14 protein-coding genes are annotated in these 14609 nt (G+C 67.8%); 6 read left to right on the top strand and 8 right to left on the bottom strand.

What is annotated here, in order from left to right; translation table 11 throughout:
* Nucleotides 1-59 precede the first annotated feature (59 nt).
* From QSK25_RS16120 to QSK25_RS16110, 3 genes are read left to right on the top strand one after another with little or no spacing between them, the layout of a single operon-like run.
* Nucleotides 60-1034: a Bug family tripartite tricarboxylate transporter substrate binding protein gene (locus QSK25_RS16120; RefSeq protein WP_285639115.1), complete on the top strand. Its 975-nt coding sequence runs from the start codon at nucleotides 60-62 to the stop codon at nucleotides 1032-1034.
* Nucleotides 1031-1522 (top strand): tripartite tricarboxylate transporter TctB family protein, encoded by a 492-nt coding sequence (locus tag QSK25_RS16115; protein ID WP_285639113.1) that lies wholly within the window; start codon nucleotides 1031-1033, stop codon nucleotides 1520-1522. Before QSK25_RS16120 ends, QSK25_RS16115 begins: the two co-directional genes overlap by 4 nt.
* A complete protein-coding gene (locus QSK25_RS16110) occupies nucleotides 1515-3011 on the top strand; it encodes a tripartite tricarboxylate transporter permease (RefSeq protein WP_285639112.1) in 1497 nt (498 codons plus the stop codon). Before QSK25_RS16115 ends, QSK25_RS16110 begins: the two co-directional genes overlap by 8 nt.
* Here QSK25_RS16110 and QSK25_RS16105 read toward each other — a convergent pair.
* Both QSK25_RS16105 and QSK25_RS16100 read right to left on the bottom strand, forming a co-directional pair.
* Complete coding sequence (locus QSK25_RS16105; protein ID WP_285639111.1) at nucleotides 3008-3598, bottom strand: TetR/AcrR family transcriptional regulator; 591 nt, start codon at nucleotides 3596-3598, stop codon at nucleotides 3008-3010. The genes QSK25_RS16110 and QSK25_RS16105 overlap by 4 nt on opposite strands.
* 10 nt (nucleotides 3599-3608) lie before the next feature.
* The gene (locus QSK25_RS16100; RefSeq protein WP_285639110.1) at nucleotides 3609-4400 is read right to left on the bottom strand and encodes an SDR family NAD(P)-dependent oxidoreductase; all 792 of its coding nucleotides are present in this window, start codon (nucleotides 4398-4400) and stop codon (nucleotides 3609-3611) included.
* Between the two features lie 245 nt (nucleotides 4401-4645).
* On the opposite strand from QSK25_RS16100, the gene QSK25_RS16095 reads away from it, so the two are divergent.
* Nucleotides 4646-5008, top strand: coding sequence for a helix-turn-helix domain-containing protein (locus QSK25_RS16095; RefSeq protein WP_285639108.1), 363 nt, complete (start codon nucleotides 4646-4648; stop codon nucleotides 5006-5008).
* Between the two features lie 48 nt (nucleotides 5009-5056).
* Here QSK25_RS16095 and QSK25_RS16090 read toward each other — a convergent pair whose 3' ends face one another.
* The 5 genes from QSK25_RS16090 to QSK25_RS16070 all read right to left on the bottom strand — a co-directional run bounded on the left by QSK25_RS16090 (nucleotide 5057) and on the right by QSK25_RS16070 (nucleotide 8911).
* Entirely contained in the window at nucleotides 5057-5647 is a 591-nt protein-coding gene (locus QSK25_RS16090) for a ClpP family protease (RefSeq protein ID WP_285639107.1), read from the bottom strand.
* The gene (locus tag QSK25_RS16085; RefSeq protein ID WP_285639106.1) at nucleotides 5644-6255 is read right to left on the bottom strand and encodes a ClpP family protease; all 612 of its coding nucleotides are present in this window, start codon (nucleotides 6253-6255) and stop codon (nucleotides 5644-5646) included. Before QSK25_RS16085 ends, QSK25_RS16090 begins: the two co-directional genes overlap by 4 nt.
* Before the next feature lie 76 nt (nucleotides 6256-6331).
* Nucleotides 6332-7036 carry a lasso peptide biosynthesis B2 protein gene (locus QSK25_RS16080; RefSeq protein ID WP_285639105.1) on the bottom strand — a complete coding sequence of 235 codons (705 nt, stop codon included), beginning with the start codon at nucleotides 7034-7036 and terminating at the stop codon, nucleotides 6332-6334.
* Nucleotides 7029-8708 (bottom strand): albusnodin/ikarugamycin family macrolactam cyclase, encoded by a 1680-nt coding sequence (locus QSK25_RS16075; RefSeq protein WP_285639104.1) that lies wholly within the window; start codon nucleotides 8706-8708, stop codon nucleotides 7029-7031. The genes QSK25_RS16080 and QSK25_RS16075 overlap by 8 nt, the downstream gene beginning before the upstream one ends.
* A gap of 44 nt (nucleotides 8709-8752) precedes the next feature.
* The gene (locus tag QSK25_RS16070; protein WP_285639103.1) at nucleotides 8753-8911 is read right to left on the bottom strand and encodes a lasso RiPP family leader peptide-containing protein; all 159 of its coding nucleotides are present in this window, start codon (nucleotides 8909-8911) and stop codon (nucleotides 8753-8755) included.
* A gap of 341 nt (nucleotides 8912-9252) precedes the next feature.
* On the opposite strand from QSK25_RS16070, the gene QSK25_RS16065 reads away from it, so the two are divergent.
* Together QSK25_RS16065 and QSK25_RS16060 are read left to right on the top strand one after the other, a co-directional pair.
* Nucleotides 9253-10467 (top strand): ROK family transcriptional regulator, encoded by a 1215-nt coding sequence (locus QSK25_RS16065; RefSeq protein WP_285639102.1) that lies wholly within the window; start codon nucleotides 9253-9255, stop codon nucleotides 10465-10467.
* A gap of 246 nt (nucleotides 10468-10713) precedes the next feature.
* Entirely contained in the window at nucleotides 10714-12366 is a 1653-nt protein-coding gene (locus QSK25_RS16060) for a hypothetical protein (protein WP_285639100.1), read from the top strand.
* Here QSK25_RS16060 and QSK25_RS16055 read toward each other — a convergent pair.
* The gene (locus QSK25_RS16055) at nucleotides 12363-14504 is read right to left on the bottom strand and encodes an AAA family ATPase (protein WP_285639099.1); all 2142 of its coding nucleotides are present in this window, start codon (nucleotides 14502-14504) and stop codon (nucleotides 12363-12365) included. The genes QSK25_RS16060 and QSK25_RS16055 overlap by 4 nt on opposite strands.
* Nucleotides 14505-14609 lie beyond the last annotated feature (105 nt).

Raw genomic sequence — 14609 nt, 5'->3', positions numbered from 1 at the left:
CGCCCACCAGTTACCTAGCGTCCCCGCCCAACGTTCGCGACGAGGCGAGGAGTGCTCGAATGACCACGGCATGGAGACGAGCGGTGGCGGTCGCCGCCGCCGGGCTGGTGCTCGCGGGATGCGGTCAGGGGGCGAAGAGCGCGAGCGGCGGTGACTCCATCGCGAAGTTGGAGATCATGGCGCCCGCCGACCCCGGTGGTGGCTGGGACCAGACCGCGCGGTCGATGCAGTCCGCGGTACAAGGGGCCAAGCTCGCGAACTCGGTGCAGGTCACCAACGTCGGGGGCGCCGGTGGCACGGTCGGCCTGCAGAAGCTGCTGAACGAGCGCTCCGAGTCGTACCTGATGATCACCGGCCTGGTGATGGTCGGCGCGGTGGAGACCAACGCGTCGCCCGCCCGGCTGGAGGAGACCACACCGATCGCCCGGCTGACGGCCGAGGACGAGGTCGTCGTGGTGCCGGCGGACTCGCCGCACAAGACGATCGACGACCTGCTCGCCGCCGTCAACGAGAAGGGCAAGGGCGTCTCGATCACCGGCGGTTCCGCGGGCGGCACCGACCACATCCTCGCCGGGATGCTGCTCAAGGCGAAGAACATCGCCCCGGACAAGCTGAACTACGTGCCGTACTCCGGTGGCGGCGAGTCGCTCGCGGCGTTGCTGGGCAAGAAGGTCGACGCGGGCATCTCCGGTGTCGGCGAGTACAAGGAGCAGATCAAGGCGGGCAAGCTGCGCGCGCTCGGCACGTCCGGCCCGAACCCGGTGCCCGACCTGAACGCGCCCACGTTCGGCGACCTCGGCGTCGAGCTCATCAACTGGCGTGGCGTCGTCGCGCCCGCGTCGATCTCGGCGGAGGCCAAGACCCGGCTCACCAAGCTCGTCACGGACATGCACGCGAGCCAGCAGTGGAAGGACGAGCTGTCCAAGAAGGGCTGGACGGACACGTTCCTGACCGGCAGCGAGTTCTCCACGTTCATGGCCAAGGAGATCGGCCGCGTGAAGCCCGCACTGCAGGACATCGGGCTCGTGAAGTGATCACGGCAAAACTCGAGGAGTACGCGTTCGGCGGTCTGGTCGCGGCGATCGGGGTCTTCACCCTGGTCGACGCGACCACGATCGCCGCGCGCGATGACAACGTCGTAGGACCACGCGCCTTTCCCTACGCCGTGGGAGTTCTGCTCGTCGTGACCGGCATCGTGGCGATCATCGCGACGGCCAGGGGCAAGCTCGGCGAGGCCGAGGAGGGTGAGGACGTCGACGAGAACGTCCGCACCGACTGGATCACCGTGGGCAAGCTCGTCGCCGTGCTGATCGCGCACCTGGTGCTGATCGACCTCGTCGGCTGGCCGGTCGCGGCAGCGCTGCTGTTCTTCGGCGCGGCCTGGACGCTCGGCGCGACCTGGTGGCGCGCGCTGCCGATCGCGATCGTGCTCGCGCTGGTCGTGCAGGTGGTGTTCGCGTACGGCCTGGGTCTCTCGCTGCCCGCCGGGATCTTCGAAGGGGTGCCGTTCCTCGATGGATAGCATCACCATGCTCATGGAGGGCTTCGCGACCGCCGCCCAGCCCGAGTACCTGCTGTACGCGTTGCTGGGCGTCACGCTCGGCACGGCGGTCGGCGTGCTGCCGGGCATCGGCCCGGCGATGACGGTGGCGTTGCTGCTGCCGCTGACGTACACGCTCGACCCGACGGCAGCGCTGATCATCTTCGCGGGCATCTACTACGGCGGCATGTACGGCGGCTCGACGACGTCGATCCTCTTGAACACCCCCGGCGAGTCCGCGTCCATCGTGACCGCCTTAGAGGGCAACAAGATGGCGAAGGCCGGGCGCGGTGCGGCCGCGCTCGCGACCGCGGCCATCGGCTCGTTCGTGGCGGGCACGATCGCCACGGTGCTGCTCACGCTGCTGGCGCCGACCATCGCGGACGTCGCGGTGCAACTCGGCCCGGCCGACTACGTGGCGTTGATGGTCGTGGCGTTCACGACGGTCGCGGCACTGCTCGGGTCCTCCCCCGTGCGCGGCCTCGCGTCGCTGGGGCTCGGCCTGTTCATCGGCCTGATCGGCACCGACACCCTGAGCGGGCAGCAGCGTTTCACGCTCGGCATCACGACGATGGCCGACGGCATCGACGTGGTCGTGGTGGCGGTCGGCGTGTTCGCGGTCGGCGAGGCGCTGTACGTGGCGTCGCGGCTGCGGCACGGGCCGATCGAGGTCGTGCCGATCGGCGGTAAGTGGATGACGGGCGAGTTCTGGAAGCGCTCGTGGAAGCCCTGGCTGCGCGGCACGTTCATCGGCTTCCCGATCGGCACCGTGCCGGCCGGTGGCGCGGACGTGTCGACGTTCCTGTCGTACGCGGCGGAGAAGAAGCTCTCGAAGCGGCCCGAGGAGTTCGGCAAGGGCGCGATCGAGGGCGTCGCGGGCCCGGAGGCGGCGAACAACGCGGCCGCGGCCGGTGTGCTGGTGCCGTTGCTGACGCTCGGCCTGCCCACCACCGCGACGGCGGCCGTGATCGTGGCGGCGTTCCAGAGCTACGGCATCCAGCCGGGTCCGTTGCTGTTCACCAACAACGGCCCGATGGTGTGGGCGTTGATCGCGTCGCTCTACATCGGCAACGTGATGCTGCTCGTGCTGAACCTGCCGCTGGTGAAGATCTGGGTGAAGGTGCTGCAGATCCCGCGGCCGTACCTCTACGCGGGCATCCTGTTGTTCGCCGCGCTGGGCACCTACGCGGTGAACTTCGTGACGGACGACCTGATCGTGCTGCTGGTCATCGGTGTGATCGGCTTCTTCATGCGGCGGCACGGGTACCCGGTCGCGCCGCTGGTCGTCGGCCTGATCCTCGGGCCGATGGCGGAGGAGCAGGTCCGGCGCACGTTGCAGATCAGCGAGGGTGACCTGAGCGCTCTCGTCACCAGCCCGTTCGCGGCGACCGCCTACGGGATCCTGGTCGTGCTGCTGGTGGTGACGGTCGTGCTTCGGTTGCGCCGCAAGAAGTCCGAGGTGACGGTCTAGGCCCGCACGGCGGCGAGCGCCTGTTCGTACAGTTCGAACGCGTCGGCCTTGCCGCCGTGCAGGACCCACAGTTCCGTCGCGGCGTCCACGCACGCGAACGTCGTGGCGATGACCCCCATCGCGCGGGCGTCCGGGACCTCACCGGACTCGATGCCCATCCGCTGCTCGATCACCGGCACCAGCGCGTGCTGCCAGCGCAGCCGCTTCTCGAAGTAGCGGGAGCGCAGCGACGCGGTGGTGAAGATGAGCCGCGAGATCTCCAGCACCCGTTGCGGGGTGTGGTTCGAGGCGGCGAGGATCGCGGTGAAACCGGCCCGCAGAGCGTCCCAGGTGGACAGTTCGGCCGGTTGCGCGGCGACCGCGCCGACCAGCACCTCGCCCAGTGCGTCCTGGTCGCTGCAGACCAGGTCCTCCTTGGTGCCGAAGTAGCGGAACAGCGATCGCTGCGACACCCCGGCCTTGCTCGCGACCTGGGCCATGGTCGTCGCCTCGTACCCCTGCTCCTCGAACAGGGTCAGCGCCGTGTCGACGATCTCGGCGACCGCGGCCTGACGCGACCGCTCCCACAGCGACGCCGACTTCTCCATGCAGCCCACTTTAGCTCTGCCGCGACATCCGCCCGATGAGCCTCGCCCCCATCGCGCGCGAGGTGAAGTGGCGTCCGGTGAACGCCAGCACGCGGTTCATCCGGCCCGAGATGACGCCGACGGGCGTGACCCGGCGGTCCAGCGCTTTGAACGCCGTCGTGACGACCTCGCCGGCGGTCTGCGTCCTCAGCCCGTCCATCATCTCCTCGATGCCGGAGACCTCGGCGAACTCGGTGCGCGTGGCGCCGGGTGAGAGCACCATGACGCGCAGGCCGGTGCCCTGCGACTCGATCCACAGCCCCTCGGTGAAGCTCACCACGAACGCCTTCGTCGCGCCGTAGACCGACGACCACGGCGTGCCCTGGTACGCGGCCATGCTCGCCAGGTTGATCAGGAAGCCGTGACCGTTGGCGCGCAACGGTTCGATGAACGCCCTGCTGATCTCGACGACCGCGTTGACGTCGACCGCCACCTCCTGCCGCAGCCGTTCCGGCTCGTTCTCGTGGAACGCCCCGAAGTTCGCGAACCCGGCGTTGTTGATCAGGCTCGTGACGCCGAACTCCGCCACCTCGCCCGCCAGCCGCGCGCCGATGCCCGGTTGCGCGAGGTCCGCCGCCACGACGTGCACCGTCACGCCGTGCTTCGCGCGCAGTTCGGCCGCCAGTTCCTCCAGCCTGTCCTTGCGGCGCGCGACCAGCACCAGGCTCGACCCGCGTGCCGCCAGCCGGCGCGCGAACTCCGCGCCGATGCCCGAACTCGCCCCGGTGACCAGCACCGTCTGCTTCCCGAAGTCAACTCCCACGTCGACACCGTACGCCAACCTGTCAGTCACTGCCAAGCTGTCTGCATCTGCCTGCCTCTCCCCGTGACAGGAAGGCGATCGCCTAGCCGATCAGCAGTCTCATGTTCTTTCTTCGGTGTGGGTTGCACTGTGAGGAAGAGCCTGCTCAGCGGTCTTTCGGTCACCTTCGGGTGGATTCGGGGCGGTCGTTCTGCTCCTAGCAGAACGGCGGCTGCGGGCCCTCGTGGTGCTGTCACCATGACGACATGGCGGAGATCCTGGACTTCAAGCGCACCCCGGAACCCCTGTGGCGTGAGGCCCTGGGCCGCAAGCTGCGCGAGACGCGCGAGGACCTGGGCGAACGCCTGGTCGACGTGGCCGACCGGGCCGGCATCTCGGTCCAGTACCTGTCCGAGATCGAACGGGGCCGCAAGGAGCCGTCCAGCGAGATGATCGCGGCGGTGGCCGGCGCCCTGGGCATCGACCTCGCGGACCTCCTGATCGGGATCGCCGGCCAGGTGCGCAACCTGCGCGGAGGCGTCGTCGGGGGCACCCAGTTCCGCACCTCGCGTCCGGTCGGACGCCCGTCCGGCCCGGTGGCGATGGTCGGCGCGCTGATGGCCGCCTAGCAGCGGCCGGTGTGCCCAGGACACCCCCAACGGCCCTGGGCACACCGGTCACGGCCGTTGGTCCAGCACCCGGTCCACCAGCCCGTACTCGACGGCTCCCGGCGCGTCGAACACGCGGTCGCGGTCGGTGTCGTGCCGCAACTCGTCCGTCGAACGCCCGGTGTGGCGAGCCAGGATCGCCTCCAGCTGCGTCCGCACCCGGACCACCTCGTCCGCCGCGAGGATCAGGTCCGGAATGGTGCCCCGCCCCTGAGCGGCCGGCTGATGCAGCACGACCCGCGAGTGCGGCAGCACGGACCGGCGCCCCTCCGCCCCCGCCGCGAGCAACACCGCCCCCGCCGCCACCGCCTGCCCGACGCACGTGGTGGCCACCGGCGCCTTGATGTAGCGCATGGTGTCGTACAGCGCGAGCATCGCCGAGGGATCGCCGCCCTCGCAGTTGATGTAGAGGTTGATCTCCAGGTCCGGGTTGTCCGCCTCCAGGTGGAAGAGCTGCGCGATCAACGCGTTGGCCACCCCGGAGTCGATCCCGGTGCCGAGGTAGACGATGCGCTCGGACAGCAGGTGCGAGTAGACGTCCATGACGCGCTCACCGCGGGCGTCGCGCGTGATGACGTTCGGAATCGTGTAGGTGCTCATGCGACAGCTCCGGAGTGCAGGCCCAGCTTGTGCGTGCGGACGGGAACCACCTGCGCGAGGTCGCTCACCACGTGGTCGATGAACCCGTAGTCGAGCGCCTGCTCGGTGGTGAACCACCTGTCGTGCAAGGAATCGGTGAAGATCCGGTCGAACGACTGCCCGGTGTCCTCGGCGATCAGCCTCAGCACCGTGTCCCTGGTGTGACGCAGGTCGTCGGCCTGCACCTCGACCTCCACCGCCGACCCCCCGATGCCCGCACTGCCCTGGTGCATGAGGATCCGGGCGTGCGGCAACGCGAACCGCTTGCCGGGAGTGCCCGACGAGAGCAGGAACTGCCCGGCACTGCAGGCGAGGCCCAGCGCGAGCGTGGCCACGTCACAGGGCACGAGGCGCATGACGTCGCGGATGGCGAGCATGGACGGCACCGAGCCGCCCGGCGAGTGGATCCACAGGGCGATGTCCTGGCGCGGGTCCTCGCTGGCCAGCGACAGCATCTGGGTCATGAGCACGGTGCCGTTGTCGTCGTCCAGCGCACCGTCGAGGATCAGGACGCGCTGGCCGAAGAACCTTTCGCGCAGCCCAGGGGTGAAGAGCTTGTCGGTCGTCATGGCACCGACGATGCCGAAAGGTGTTGTGGCTCCGCCGCTTTCTCTGCTGACGGCAGATCAGCCCACAGCAGCGTCCTCAGACCGCCAGCACCCGCTGGTAGGTGTCGGCCACCGGTTCGTCGTCGCCGCGCTGCACGACCACTCCTCCGGACTCGACCCATGAATGAAAAGTCAGCGGATCGCGCGAATGCCCGAAGCACCACTCGAGCCCTTGCCGCCTTGCCGCACCCATCAGCACCGTCGTGAGCGACAACTCCATGCACGCCATCCGTCCGGGGAACCAGCGGCTCATCGCGTGCGCGAGTTCGAGCACCGCCAGGCCTTCGGTGACGGTCGCGGGCCGGCGCACCAGGTTCCGCTTGAGCCGGAGCACGACGGCGATCGACGCCCGCAACGGCAACCTCAACAGCACCACAGCCACGAGCAGACACCCCACCGCCAACGCCCTGCTCCCCGGCCCTGCGGAGACGTCCTGCCGCTCCGGCAACGCGACGGACACCCCGCCCGCGTGCCGCGCCAGCCGGAGGAGGTCCCGTTCCACGAGATCGGTCACCAGCCGGTCCACGTCGACCCGCAACGCGTCGGCGTCGACAGCGGGAAAGCGCTCCTCCAACGCCGTTACCGCACACCCGAGGTCTCCAGTGCGCCGAAGCTCGTCGAACACGACCCGCCCGGTCTCGTTCAGCAGGTGCCACTGCCCGGTGTGAGCGTTGAGCAGAACCATGTCCCCGCGCTCACCACGCGTCACATGCACGCTGGACGGAACCACGAAGTCAGACATCGACGTCACTCCTGGTCAGCTCGCGCAGCCACAACTCGACGGCCAGCACCTGGTTGAGCGGGGCCCACGCCGTCGCCAGTCCCCGCGCCGCCCGTTCCAGCGCCCGCCGCACCCGAACCGGATCGATCAGCCCGATCTCCGCACTGATCGGCTCGTCGAGCGTCTTCCTCAACGCGTTCAGATTGCGCCGCAGACCCTGATAGGAGGTAGCCGTGTAATCGCCCTTGGTCCGCCTGCTGAACACCGCCTGCGGCACCACACCCGCCAACGCCTTGCGCAGCAACGGTTTCGGACTGGCAGGGTCACACCGCAGCCACGCGGGCAGACTCAGGCACACCCGCACCACCTCGGAGTCCAGGAAAGGCGCGTGCACCTCCACACCCCGTTCCGCGCCGGTTTCCCGCACAGCTCGCTGCGTGGCTCCCGCGAAGTCCAACTGCACGAGCGTCGCCCGGTCGCACGCGTCCATGCGGTCGTCGTCATCGGCCGCCGCGATCAACTGTCCGGCGAGCGCCTCACGTGCCTTCGGCGCCAGCCAATCGCACAGCGGCGCGCCCCACGAGGCGATGTTGTGCTCTTCCCAGGACGGCACGAACGACTCGGGGTACGCCCGTTCCAGCCGCCTGGCGAACCCCGTCAGGCCCTGTCGCCGACTCGTCGTCGCCAGCGCCACGGACTTCCTGAACAGCGCGAGAGGCGATCGTTGCCGCAACCTCCCCCAGGCAGAACAGCGCTGCCACAACGTCACGAAGTCCCTGCGCCGGGCAAGATCCACGAAATAGGCGAGTGGTGCACCGAGTACGAGGTCGCCGCCCTCCCCGACCAGATGCACCTGGGCACCGAGCGAAGCGGCCGCAGCCACGCGCAGTCTGGTCGGGCCCATAGCCAGGTAGCTCGGATGTGGCAGATCGGCCGAGGACGACCAACTCTGGTACGGAAGGTGCTCCCCTTCGCCCATCACGACGTGGGGCTTCAGCCTCGGGTCGAGCCGCCCGCACAGCTGCGCGTGCCTCAGGTCGTCATCGACCGGCGCTCCGTCTTGTGCATATGTGACAACAGGAACCTTGTCGTTGTCGAGTGCCGCCAGAAATGCGAGTGACGTGGAATCCAGGCCGCCGCTGAAGTCCGAGGACATCTTGGAGTCAATGGAAGTTCTCGCCGACACGGCAATGCGCAGACACTCTCTCAACTGTTCGGCGCAGTCAGCGAGAGTCGTGTCCGCCACGGCCGTCAATGACGTGGCAGTGGTCCGACTCATCCCACCGGCGCCCCACCTCAAGGCCGCACCCGGTTCAAGTTGCTGTACACCTTGAAAAGCGGTCCTGCTCACCAGCAACTCAGGAACCAGCGGGCACACGATCTGCGCGGCCAGATGGGCCAGGTCCAACCGGACCCCGGCCTGCTCAGCCACTGCGTGCGCACGCGAACTGAACACAACGTCGTCTCCGGAAGTGGACACGTAAAGTGGAAACTGGGCCGAGGCATCAGACGCGAGAACGACCTGCCGATCACGGACCACCACAGCGGAGTACGCACCAGGCAACGACATCAGTGCGCGGAGGTCGCCACTTCGGGCTCGCACGAGGTCATCGCTCGCGAAGCAGTGTCCGATGAGGACGGTGGCGAGATCCCGGCCCCGGACGACGCGGCACCCGCCGCGGTCGATCGACACCCGGCTGCCGCCGGCCCGTCCCGGGTCCCGCACGGCTCGGCCGATCAGCTGAACGACTGCCCACTGGCGTCACCGGAGCCACTGGAACTGCCGCGAGTCACCTGCACGACTTTTCCGGCATCGAAGACGGCCGGTGGCTCGTAGAGCGAAATCTGGGGGTCCTCGACTTCGGGGAAGCCATCATCATCGCTGGTCATGGCCATTCGCCCCCTAGGTAAATCCGGAGAGTTCGCGCCAAGTGACTTTCAGCAACAGCCTACGGGCCTCGCGCCGGTCCCTGAAGGGCCGAGTGGGGGAAGTGCGAGCGCCGGCATGTCGCAGGAGTGGACAAACCAACTCCGCGACCGGATCGAACTCAACTGGAGCCCAAGTTCCATTCTGGTAGAGCCCAGCCAGCTTCGTATGCGGTCCGCCAGCCTAGCCGTTATGGTCTTAGCTTCAAAAAGCTACCCAGGATTACGCGAGGCGGGACATGTGTATACGATCTTGCAACCAACCCTGCTTCAACTTGAAGATACACTAAGATAGACTTGATTGGGTGCTGATGACTTCACAAGACGGCAGGGTGCATGACGCGCGCGAGTTGCTGAGCACGAGGCCCGACTCGGTCCGCGAAGGCAACAAGCGAAGGGTCATCCGCGCGGTAATGGCACAGCCCTCGACACAGGTGCAGATCGCCAAGCGCACACACCTGTCCCAGGGCACTGTCTCAGGCGTCGTGCAGGAACTCGAGGCCGACAACGTGTTCCGCGTCGACGGGAGCGACGGTGAACGAGGCAAACGCATCAGCATCGGATCGGTGCGCGGCGTGGCGGTGGGCGTCGAGGTCGGGCACGACAGACTGACGGTCGCCGTCCGGTGCGTCGACTCCGAGGAAACACTGGACAGCACGGTGAACTTCGGAGCGACCCAGGGCATGGACGCGTGGCGCCGCGAATGCGTTTTGATGATCCGGGACCTGGTGGCACGAACCGGCCTCAGCACTGAGCACGTCGTGTCCATCGGGCTCGGCATCCCCGCGGCCATCGACCCCCGCAGCGGCGAGATCTCGCAGGTCGCTTCCTCCCTCGACTGGGACCTGCAGGGCAACCCGATGCAGTGGTTCGAGGAGAGCTTCCCGAAAGTCCCGGTCATCCCCGACAACGAGTGCAACTTCGCGGCCTTCGGCGAGCACCTCTACGGACACGGCCGGGACCGCGAGACCCTGCTCTTCGTGAAGTCGTCCGCCGGCATCGGCGCGGGGCTCATAATCGCCGGAGCGATCACCCGCGGACGGCATGGCCTCGCCGGCGAGATCGGTCACCTCACGATGGACCCGCGTGGCGACGTGTGCCGTTGCGGCAGCCGCGGTTGCCTGGAGACGCTCGTCGGCGGAGCAAGGCTGGTCGAGCAGGTCCGCATCGCTTACACGGGACACCGCGTCAACCTTCCCAACAACCTCGAGAACCTCATCAACCGCGCGAAGACCGGCAACAAGGTGTGCCGAACGGTGCTGAAGATCGCCGCCGACAACATCGGCCTGGCACTGGCCAGGGTCTGCAACATCATCAATCCCGAACTCGTCGTGATCGGGGGTGAACTCGGCCAGGCGGGCGACCTCGTGGTCGTTCCCGCCAGCGAGACCTTCCAGCAGAACGCACTGGAGGGCATGTTCAAGCACGTGAGCCCCACCGAGGTGAAGCTGTCTGAGCTGGGGATGCTCGCAGGCCCGCTCGGTGCACTCGCGTTCGCGCTGCAAGTCGACCGTCAACCCAGCTGATGTTTGGACCGAAACCTGCAACTCGAACTTCATGAATCTTTGATTTGAAGATATGCTGGGCCTCGGGGAACTGGACACGCGAACCGAGGGCAGGTTGCACGATGCTGTGGACCACCATGTCAAGACCACCGTTGCAGACACTCGCGGACCGAGACTCGCGAGTGTCCTCACCGGCACTGCGAGATCTCGCCCACCGGCTGCCGGCCGCCCTGCGCGGCCGAACATCTCGCGTGACCGGTGAACGCTGTGGACCATGACCCGCCCGATCTGGGCCCCGCCGCTCACGACGCACTCGACTGGGAGACCTGCTCCAGCGAGCTGATCATCTACTGCTTCACGCGGACGCTCGTCTCCGCGATCCAGCTCCACCAGGAGCTGCGGGTGTTCGAGGGCGATCCCGAGGTCAAACTCGTGTGGGTCATCTGCCCCGGCTCCCGGTTCAGGCGGGAGATCGACGATTGGCTCCGCGCCAAGGAGATCAAGCCGATCCCCTACTCCGCCGCAGCGACAGGCCGTCGGGATGTGATCCTCACCACCAGCGAGTGGATCGATCCCCTCCCCTTCGCGCCGACGCCCATCCTCGTCCTCCTGCACGGCGTGGGGTTTCACAAGTTCGTGAAGAACCGCGAGACCGGCGAGTACCGGCTCGCCGGCCTCGCCCGGCCGGAAGGCCTGGTGACCGGCCAGACCACGCAGACGGTCACCCACCCCGATCAGGTTCGCCAGTTGGCCGAGGCCTGCGAGCACACCGTCGGCAGAACCGCTTTCGTGGGAGACAGCAACTTCGACCTCCTGTGCGCCAGCCGCGGTGAGCGCTCGAACTACCGGAAGGCCCTGGGAGTCACCGAGGACCAGCGCCTCATCACGTTGAGCTCGACCTGGGGCCGCAGCTCCCTGTTCGGCCGGCGAGCCGGACTGATCGACCTGCTCCTCGCCCAACTGCCGTGCGAGCGCTACCGGCTGGCGATCTTCCTGCACCCCGCCGTCTGGTCTTACGAGGGCACCAGCGAGATCCTGCGGAGACTGAAGCCCCACATCGAGTCCGGCAGGCTGATGGTCATCCCGACAGCGGCGGGCTGGCACGCGACGGTTCTCGCCAGCGACCTGGTGATCGGCGACTTCGGCTCGACGAGCCTCTACAGCGCGATGATGGACATCCCGCTGCTGCTCGCCACCTTCAGCAAGAACGTCGTACCTGGCACCGTGATGGCCGACCTGGGCAACGGCATGGCACGGCCCATCGTCCTCGGCCTCGACCTGCGGGAGCAGATCGAGGCCGAGATCGAACGGCACGACCACTCCAGGGCAGCCCACCTGGTCGAGCGGCTGATCACCCACCCCGGACGGTCGGCCGGACTCCTGCGCGACCTCTGCTTCCGCACTGCCAAGAAGAAGGCCCAGCCACGCGAGTTCGAGGTGCGTTCGGCACCGGCGCCCGAGCCGTACCTCCACGCGGCGCACTACTTCAGGTTCGACTTCCGGGTCGACGGCACGGAAGTCACTGGCGATCTCTACCTCGCCCCCTTTCGCGAGAAGCTCCGCCTCACCGGAGAACGGCTCCTCGCCGAAGTCGGCGGAAACCTCCTGAAGCGCTACGACAACGCTTCCGTCATAGTCGACCCGACGCCCGCCTCCGCCTGCTCCACCAAGGCTCACCTGGCGGAGCTGTCCCAGCGGTACCCGGGCTGCCGGGTCGTGGGGGTGCTCCGGGATGACGGCAGCAGCGAACTCCTGGCGCGGGACGGACGCCGGTTCCAGGTGAGCTGTGACAGGGCGTTGCCCGCGCGGATGCTCGCGGCCGCCTGCTATTCGCTCGTCGTCGCGAAACAGGAGCTGCGCGGTGAGTTCACGCTGCGCACCAGCCTGGGTGTGGCCACGATGACCGTGACCCCGGTCTAGACGGTCAACCTCTGCAGGTGGGCGACGAGACCCTCGAGGTTCGGTGCACCACTGGCCCGGCGGATGTGCAGCACCCTGGTCAGGTTCTCCCGCGCTGAGCGCAGATCTCCCTCGTGCTCGGCCACCTCGGCGAGAGCCTCTCTGGCCTCCGCCTCGTAATGCGCGGCCTTGGAACTGGTGAACACGCCGACCGCGCGTTCCAGTTCGCGCCTGGCCGCCGCGCTGTCACCGCTGCGGAAATGGGCGACGCCCAGGCTGATGGAGCCTCGACCCGCCATGCGGACGTCATTCACTTCGAGCAACAACCGGTGAGCGCGTTGGAGGACTTCCAAAGCCGCCGTCTGGTCTCCGCCCGAACTGATGGCGCAGCCGAGGAAGTACGTGGCCAGCGCGACTCCTCTCCGTTCACCGGCTTCGGTGTTGCGTTCGATCGCGCGTTGATAGGCCTCGGCGGAACTGCCCGGATCGACTCGATCCCGATATCTGCCGGTGAACTCCCACACCGAGGCGATCAGAACGGTGTGCTCGGACCGTTCGGCCAGCACCAGCGCTCGTTCGAGGCGCGTCCGGGCGAGGTCCAGCTCCCCCAGTTCGGTGTACGCCCTCGACACGACGCTGAGCAGCCTCGCCTCCGCAGCCGCGTTGCCCGCGCGATCTGCGGCCGCCGCCCCGATCTCGCTGGCCTCGACCCAGTCGTCGAGGAAACGCCGGTTGAGGTACAACGCGTGCAGCGACTCGCAAAGCTGCCAGGCCGAGTCGTCCCAGCCCTGATCCGCCAGCGCGTGCAGGACAGCGAGCAGGTTGCCCCGCTCGTCGCACAACCACTCGAGCGCCGCGGCCTTGCCCGCCTCGCCGGGGAACGGGTCGGGTTCACCTTCGAGCAGGTGCCCCAGATCCGCGATGCGCATGCGCTTTCCCATCACCGCGCGGTCCGCGAACGCGGACTTGCGCAGGTAGTGGGTGCGGATGCGGTCGAGCACCGATTCCCGTCGCTCAGCCGAGTCTTCGTCCATCGAGCGTTCTCGTGCGTGCAACCGGACGAGGTCGTGCATCGTGAATCCGTTGCCGGGCAACTCGTCCAGGAACGAAGCGTCGACGAGCACGTCCAGCGAGCGCTTCGCCCGAGCCAGGGGGAGGTCGAGCACGACCGAGGCCACCTCGACGCTGACCTTCCTCATCGGAGCGATCCCCAGGCCGCGGTAGAGAGCCGCTGCTTCAGCCGGAAGTGTGCGGTAGGCGTTGTCGAACACAGCAGACACGAGCGGTTCACCTCGCAATGAGAAGGCCGCCAGCCTTGTGGTCTCGTCCGCGAGCTCGCCTGCGAGGCAGGCGATCGTCAGCTGCGGCCGGGACATCAACCGCGCGGCGACGATGCGCAGCGCCACGGGCAGCCCGGCGCAGAACCCCACGAGCTTCGTCGCCACCTGAGCCTCGGCCAGCACTCGCGCCGGGCCGCAGAGTTCCCGCAACAACGCCAGGCCGCTCCTTTCGTCGAGCGGCTCCAGCACGAGCAGGTGCGCACCGTCCAACGCGAGCTCGGATAGCCTGTCGCTGCTCGTGACGAGGACGACGCTGCCGTTCGAGTTCGGCAGGAATGGTGGTACTTGGGCGGGTTCCGTGACGTCGTCGAGCACGACGAGCACCGGCGCCGTAGCGGTCATCGTCCGGAACAGGTTCGCCCGAGAGGAAAGCGTGGCCGGAATGTGTTCGTGCTGCACGCCGAGCGCCAGCAGGCAGTCGGCCAGTGCGTCGTTCACCGGAGCACCGGAATCGGTGCGGACCGCCGCGTAGTCGACGTAGAACTGTCCCCCGGAGAAGCGCTCAGCCCACTCGTGCACCCATCGTCGAACGACGGCGGTTTTGCCGACACCCGCCAGGCCGCTGATCACGACGAACTGCCTGGGTGCCGACGAACCCCCCAGCAGCAGTTTGTCCAAAGTAGACAAAATGGTTTCGCGATCGACGAACCCCCGCGGCGTCGGCGGGACCTGGCGAGGCCGATCGAAGGAGCCCCCGGGCTGGTGCACGACGAGATCACCCGTCAGCGAGCCGATCTGCACCGCGTTGCCCGTCACGGTGCGCACCACGTTCCGCGCGTCGGACCGCGCGATCCGTCCGTCAGGGTTCGGGTCGCCCATGGCAGCTCCGGGACTCAAGTCTCCTGTCGGACTTCGGTGGCCTATTGTCGGACCACCGTACCAAGGACGGCCCCAAACATCCGCCCCGCATTGGCCGTTCCGGTG

The sequence above is a fragment of the Lentzea sp. NBRC 102530 genome, from assembly GCF_030269365.1.
Taxonomy (GTDB): Bacteria; Actinomycetota; Actinomycetes; order Mycobacteriales; family Pseudonocardiaceae; genus Lentzea.
This window is presented reverse-complemented; position numbering and strand designations above follow the sequence as displayed.

Bases quoted from the DNA above. Each gene is read 5' to 3' on its own strand.
- QSK25_RS16080 (WP_285639105.1), bottom strand. From the start codon at position 7,036: ATGTCTGACTTCGTGGTTCCGTCCAGCGTGCATGTGACGCGTGGTGAG.
- QSK25_RS16110 (WP_285639112.1), top strand. From the start codon at position 1,515: ATGGATAGCATCACCATGCTCATGGAGGGCTTCGCGACCGCCGCCCAG.
- QSK25_RS16105 (WP_285639111.1), bottom strand. From the start codon at position 3,598: ATGGAGAAGTCGGCGTCGCTGTGGGAGCGGTCGCGTCAGGCCGCGGTC.
- QSK25_RS16055 (WP_285639099.1), bottom strand. From the start codon at position 14,504: ATGGGCGACCCGAACCCTGACGGACGGATCGCGCGGTCCGACGCGCGG.
- QSK25_RS16065 (WP_285639102.1), top strand. From the start codon at position 9,253: ATGACTTCACAAGACGGCAGGGTGCATGACGCGCGCGAGTTGCTGAGC.
- QSK25_RS16070 (WP_285639103.1), bottom strand. From the start codon at position 8,911: ATGGCCATGACCAGCGATGATGATGGCTTCCCCGAAGTCGAGGACCCC.
- QSK25_RS16095 (WP_285639108.1), top strand. From the start codon at position 4,646: ATGGCGGAGATCCTGGACTTCAAGCGCACCCCGGAACCCCTGTGGCGT.
- QSK25_RS16085 (WP_285639106.1), bottom strand. From the start codon at position 6,255: ATGACGACCGACAAGCTCTTCACCCCTGGGCTGCGCGAAAGGTTCTTC.
- QSK25_RS16120 (WP_285639115.1), top strand. From the start codon at position 60: ATGACCACGGCATGGAGACGAGCGGTGGCGGTCGCCGCCGCCGGGCTG.
- QSK25_RS16090 (WP_285639107.1), bottom strand. From the start codon at position 5,647: ATGAGCACCTACACGATTCCGAACGTCATCACGCGCGACGCCCGCGGT.